Source organism: Pseudomonas sp., assembly GCF_037994325.1.
Lineage (GTDB): Bacteria > Pseudomonadota > Gammaproteobacteria > Pseudomonadales > Pseudomonadaceae > Aquipseudomonas.
On sequence record NZ_JBBNAH010000782.1, the window covers coordinates 1 to 5,354 of the forward strand.

General features: G+C 62.0%; 6 protein-coding genes. 4 read left to right on the plus strand and 2 right to left on the minus strand.

What is annotated here, in order from left to right; genetic code table 11:
* Positions 1-127: 127 nt before the first annotated feature.
* Complete coding sequence (gene glsB, locus AAAB16_RS26335) at positions 128-1,036, minus strand: glutaminase B (RefSeq protein ID WP_340666027.1); 909 nt, start codon at positions 1,034-1,036, stop codon at positions 128-130.
* 112 nt (positions 1,037-1,148) lie between these two features.
* Entirely contained in the window at positions 1,149-2,621 is a 1,473-nt protein-coding gene (locus tag AAAB16_RS26340; protein ID WP_340666028.1) for a PLP-dependent aminotransferase family protein, read from the minus strand.
* A gap of 149 nt (positions 2,622-2,770) precedes the next feature.
* On the opposite strand from AAAB16_RS26340, the gene AAAB16_RS26345 reads away from it, so the two are divergent.
* From AAAB16_RS26345 to AAAB16_RS26360, 4 genes are all read left to right on the plus strand, one after another.
* Positions 2,771-3,409: an FMN-binding negative transcriptional regulator gene (locus AAAB16_RS26345; RefSeq protein WP_340666029.1), complete on the plus strand. Its 639-nt coding sequence runs from the start codon at positions 2,771-2,773 to the stop codon at positions 3,407-3,409.
* Between the two features lie 10 nt (positions 3,410-3,419).
* A complete protein-coding gene (locus AAAB16_RS26350; protein ID WP_340666030.1) occupies positions 3,420-3,866 on the plus strand; it encodes a GNAT family N-acetyltransferase in 447 nt (148 codons plus the stop codon).
* Positions 3,867-3,878: 12 nt separating this feature from the next.
* Positions 3,879-4,547: a GNAT family protein gene (locus tag AAAB16_RS26355; RefSeq protein ID WP_340666031.1), complete on the plus strand. Its 669-nt coding sequence runs from the start codon at positions 3,879-3,881 to the stop codon at positions 4,545-4,547.
* Between the two features lie 525 nt (positions 4,548-5,072).
* The coding region (locus tag AAAB16_RS26360; protein WP_340666032.1) for a hypothetical protein at positions 5,073-5,354 on the plus strand (282 nt) is incomplete at its 3' end.

The following is a 5,354-nucleotide window of genomic DNA, read 5'->3' on the forward strand; positions in this document are numbered from 1 at the left end:
TCCCGTAAACGGGAGAGGGGAACTGATCGCGGTTCTGGCGACTGACTCGGTCAAGCCCCCTCGCCTGTTTGCGGGCGCCCGGCCAGGGGAGAGGGCGGGGGGAGAGGGCAGCAGGCGCCGCCGACCCCTAAAACACCGACCAGCCAATCCGCTGACTCAACAACTCCAACGCCGCCATGCCCACCAACGAATTGCCCGCCGCATTCAATTCCGGCGACCACACGCACACGGTAAATTGCCCCGGCACCACCGCCACAATCCCACCGCCCACACCGCTTTTACCCGGCAAGCCAACGCGATAAGCAAAATTCCCCGCCTCGTCATACAGGCCACTGGTGGCCATGATCGAGTTCACCTGCTGGGTTTGCCGCGCGGTCAAAATCTGCTCGCCGCTGTGTTTGCAGAAACCATCGTTGGCGAGAAAACAAAAGGCCCGCGCCAGGTCGACGCAGCTCATGCGCAGCGCGCAGTGGCTGAAGTAGCTGCGCAGCACGTCTTCCACATCGTTGTGAAAGTTGCCGAACGATTGCATCAGATAAGCCATGGCGGCGTTGCGCGCGCGGAATTGAAATTCCGAATCGGCGACGTGGCGGTCCACCGTCACAGTCGCGTTGCCAGACAAACGTCGCACAAAGTCGCGCATCGACAATGCTGGCGCGGCAAAGCGCGATTGGTTGATATCGCAGATCACCAAGGCGCCAGCATTGATAAACGGATTACGCGGCTTGCCCCGCTCGAACTCCAACTGCACCAGCGAATTAAACGGCTGGCCAGACGGCTCATGCCCCAGGCGCTGCCAGATCGCCTCACCGGAATGCTCAATGGCCTGCACCAGGCTGAATACCTTGGAAATGCTCTGCACCGAAAACGGCTTTTGCGCATCGCCAGCGGTAAACACCTGACCGTCATTGCCATACACGGCAATGCCCAACTGCGCGGCAGGCACCTCAGCCAGGGCGGGGATATAACTGGCCACTTTGCCCTGGCCAATCAGCGGGCGAACTTCGTCGAGAATTTCGGTTAACAGCGCTTGCATGCGAGGGCTCCGTGGTGACGATGTCTAGACGCCGATGGCGGCGGAATCGACACGTAGGGTGTGCTGCGCGCACCAGGGGTATCTCGGTCTACCTTGGTGCGCACAGCACACCCTACCCCCAGGCCTTCTTAAGCGCGGTTAGGGCCTTGGCGATATGGTCTTCACTCACCCCAGCAAAACCCAGCACCAACCCGGCGCGATCATCGGCACTGCCGGGTGAATCGGGCAGCCAATAGTCGCTCAGCGCATTTAGCTCAACGCCCACCGCCGCCGCCTTTTGCACCAACTCCAACTCACGCGCCCGGCTTGCTACCCGCACGCTTAAGTGCAGGCCGGCATCGACCACTGGCAATGGCTGACAGCCCGGCACCGCCGCCGGCCAGCCGTTAAGCAAGGCGTCGCGGCGCGCCTGCGCGGCTCTGCGCATGCGGCGGATATGCCGCTGAAAATGCCCCGCAGCAATAAACTCGGCCATCACCGCCTGGGTGCCAATTTCCGAATGACGTACGCCGAGGGCGCGCACTTGGCTAAAGGCTTCGGTCAGGGTCGGCGGCACCACCAAGTAACCAAGACGTAAACCGGGAAAGGCAATTTTGGAAAAGGTGCCAACGTAGAGCACGCGACCATGCTGATCCAGCGCCGCCAAGGGCGACAGCGGCGTTCCGCGGTAGCGGTACTCGCCGTCGTAGTCGTCCTCAACGATCCAGCCCTGTTCGCGCGCCGCCCATTCCAGCAGTTGCAAACGCCGCGGCAACGACAGCGTGACGCCGGTTGGGTATTGATGGGACGGCGTGACATAGGCCAGCCGACAGTCCTTGAGCCCGGCCAATTGGCGCGTATCGAAACCCTCCTCATCAACGGCCACGCCATGCAATTGCGCCCCCGCCAGCGCAAAGGCTTTACCAGCGGCGCGATAGCCGGGGTTTTCCACGGCCACGCCGTCGCCGACATTCACCAGCATTTGCGCGCACAGGCTGATGGCTTGCTGGGCGCCGCTGGTGATGATCACCTGGCCCGGATCGCAGACCAGGCCGCGACTATTGCGCAGGTAGGCGGCGATTAACTCGCGCAGCTGTGGGTCGCCCGCCGCGTCGGCATAACCCAGGCTGGCCATCGGCGGATGGCGCCAGAAGTTGGCTTGCAGACGGGCCCAGGTTTCAAAGGGGAATAAATCGAAAGCCGGGATGCCGACGCGAAAGGCCCGTGGGGCATCCAGGCGCGGCGGCGGCAAGTACTCGGTCTGCAAGCGCTGCAATAAATTGCTCTGCGCCGGCGCCGAGGGTTTAACCGGCGGATGGCTTGCCTTACTTCGGGCCTTGGTCGCCAACTCGGCGACGTAGGTGCCATCGCCAATGCGACCCTGCAGATAGCCTTCGGCATACAGCTGGTCGTAGGCACGCACCACGGTATTACGCGAAACGCCCAAGGCCTCGGCCAAGTCGCGGGTGGCCGGCAACCGCACCAGGCTACCCAATTGCCCGCCAAGGATGCGTTCACGTAGGGCTTGGTATAGCTGGCGCGACAAACCCTGGCGGCGGTCGAGTTGGATGCCGGAGGGATCGAAGGGCAGAGGTGTGCGTGACATAGCAGAGATCCATAGGTTAGGTCGGCCCGTGGTGGGCTTCGCCTTTGGCTCAACCCAACCTACATTGGCCCTATGAAAATAGCCATTAATGGCTCTTACAACAGACCAATATCCCCCCTAGCATCAGCTCCATCTGATGGAGACTTGCCATGTACACGCCCGCCGCATTCCGCGAAGAAGACCTGCCCACTCTGCACGCGCAGATGGTGCAAACGCCCCTGGCCATTGTCGTTAGCCATGATCAAAACGGCATGCAGGCCAGCCATCTGCCGTTGCTATTGGTACCCGGTGACGGTCAATTCGGCACACTGAAAGGCCACTTCGCCAAGGCCAATCCGCAGTGGAAAACCTTGCAGGCCGGCGCCGAGTTATTGGTGATATTCCCCGGCGAGCAGGCCTATATCAGCCCCAGCTACTACCCGAGCAAAGCCGAGCATGGCAAAGCGGTGCCCACCTGGAACTACATTGCCATTCACGCCTATGGCCGCGCCGAAACCTTCGACGACCCCACACGGTTGCGCGCCTTGCTTGATGAGCTAACCCGCCACCACGAAGGCAGCCGCCCTGCCCCCTGGACCATCGACGAGGCGCCGCCGGCCTATATCGACAGCATGCTGCGCGCCATCGTCGGCTTCGAACTGCCGATTGAGCGCCTCGAAGGCAAATGGAAGCTGGGCCAGAACCGCGACAAAACCGATTACGACAGCGTGCGCAGCCACCTGGCCGACAGCAGCCTGGCCAACGAAGCCCAACTGGCCGCGCGTATGCCAGCCCACCACTCCAATTAGAGGATTGACCATGAGCACCCTGGAAATTCGCGCTATCAGCGCAGCCGATCACGCCGCCTGGCTGCCGCTGTGGCAGGGCTATCAGCGCTTCTACAAAACCGAGATCGCCGAGCAAACCACCGCCATCACCTGGCAACGCTTTCTCGACAGCGCCGAACCGATCAATGCCGCGCTCGCCTGGCAAGACGGCAAGGCCTTTGGCCTGGTGCACTTTATCTACCACCGCTCCACCTGGACCGTCGGCAACTACTGCTACCTTCAAGACCTGTACGTAGATGAAGCCATTCGTGGCGGCGGTATCGGCCGACAACTGATCGAACACGTGTACGCGCACGCCAAAGCGGCAGGTGCCTCGCGCGTACATTGGCTGACCCACGAAACCAACACCGACGCCATGCACCTCTACGACAAAGTCGCCGACCGCTCGGGCTTTGTTCAATACCGCAAACTTTTTTAAGCAGGAACCGCCATGAGCCCGACCCTGAACTGGAAACCCGTCGCAGCCCCGACCCGCGACACCCTGCAAGGCCGCACCGTGCGCCTGGAAGCCCTCGACCCGGCGCGCCACGGCGACGACCTCTGGCTCGCCCTGCAAGGCCCCGACTCCGACCCGCTGCTCTGGGACTACCTGCCCTACGGCCCCTTCACCGACCGCGCCGCCTTCGACACCTGGCTGAACAACAACGCCGCCAGCAAAGACCCGCTGTTCTTCGCAGTAATCGAACAAACCAGCGGCCAGGTACAAGGCCTACTCAGCTACCTGACCATCGCCCCGGCGCACGGCAGCATCGAAATCGGCCACATCTGCTACGGCCGCGTCATGCAACGCAGCGTGCAAGCCACCGAAGTCATCTACCTGCTCGCCAAAAATGCCTTCGACCACGGCTACCGCCGCCTCGAATGGAAATGCAACAACGACAACGCCCGCTCCAAACGTGCGGCCGAGCGATTTGGCTTTAGCTACGAAGGCCTATTCCGCCAACACCTAGTCGTAAAAGACCGCAACCGCGACACCGCCTGGTTCTCCATCATCGACAGCGAATGGCCGGGGTTGGAAAAAGGCTATGAACGCTGGTTGGCGATGGAAAACTTCAACGCCAACGGCCAACAAATCAAAGACCTCAAAGCCTTGCGCTAACCCCAAAAAAGCCCCTCACCCCCAGCCCCTCTCCCGCAAGCGGGAGAGGGGTGACGAAAAGCCAAAACCGCCTACGCGATCAGCCCCCTCTCCCCCAGGGAGAGGGCTGGGGTGAGGGGCTTTTGATCTGGCTTGTGATCTTGATCCACCCGCCCCGTCAGGAGGTCGAGCGGAGTCGTTGTGCAGGGGGTTGAGCCGCCGGGAGCGGCGAAAGGCGTGACGGCCATGGATGGCCGTGCTCGCCGGCCCCCGGAGCGACGATGGAGCGAGAGGACCCGGAGCGAAGCGCAGGGCCGGATGTCGGGGCAAGAATTTTTGGTTTCTTTTTTTTCGACTGAAAAAAGAAACTCGCGCGTAAGGCGCGAAACAGAACGCCCAACACACGCGGTAATGCAGAACAGCTTTGCCAGCAAGCTGGCTCCTACAGAAGCGCAACCCACTCGCCGGCGTGCACCCAATCGTCAACTGTTTGTAACAACCCCCACGCATAGTCCCCCGCACTTTTCAAATAAGAGCGCAGCGACCATGCATTTCCACGCCCGCCGTTTCCACCTACTCCCCCTGGTAATCGCCCTGCACACCGCCACCATCGGCCTGGCCCAAGCCGCCGACTTCAGCGTGGCCCCAGGCAGCACCGACACCAGCGCGAAAACCCTAACCAGCGGCAATACCGGCAGCATCGGCGCTGGCGCCAGCCTCAGCACCAGCGCCGCCACCTCGGTGGATATCACCGGCACCAGCGGCACCGTCACCCTGAACAACAGCGGCACCCTCGCCAACACCGGCAGCGGCCGCGCCATTGAGAAC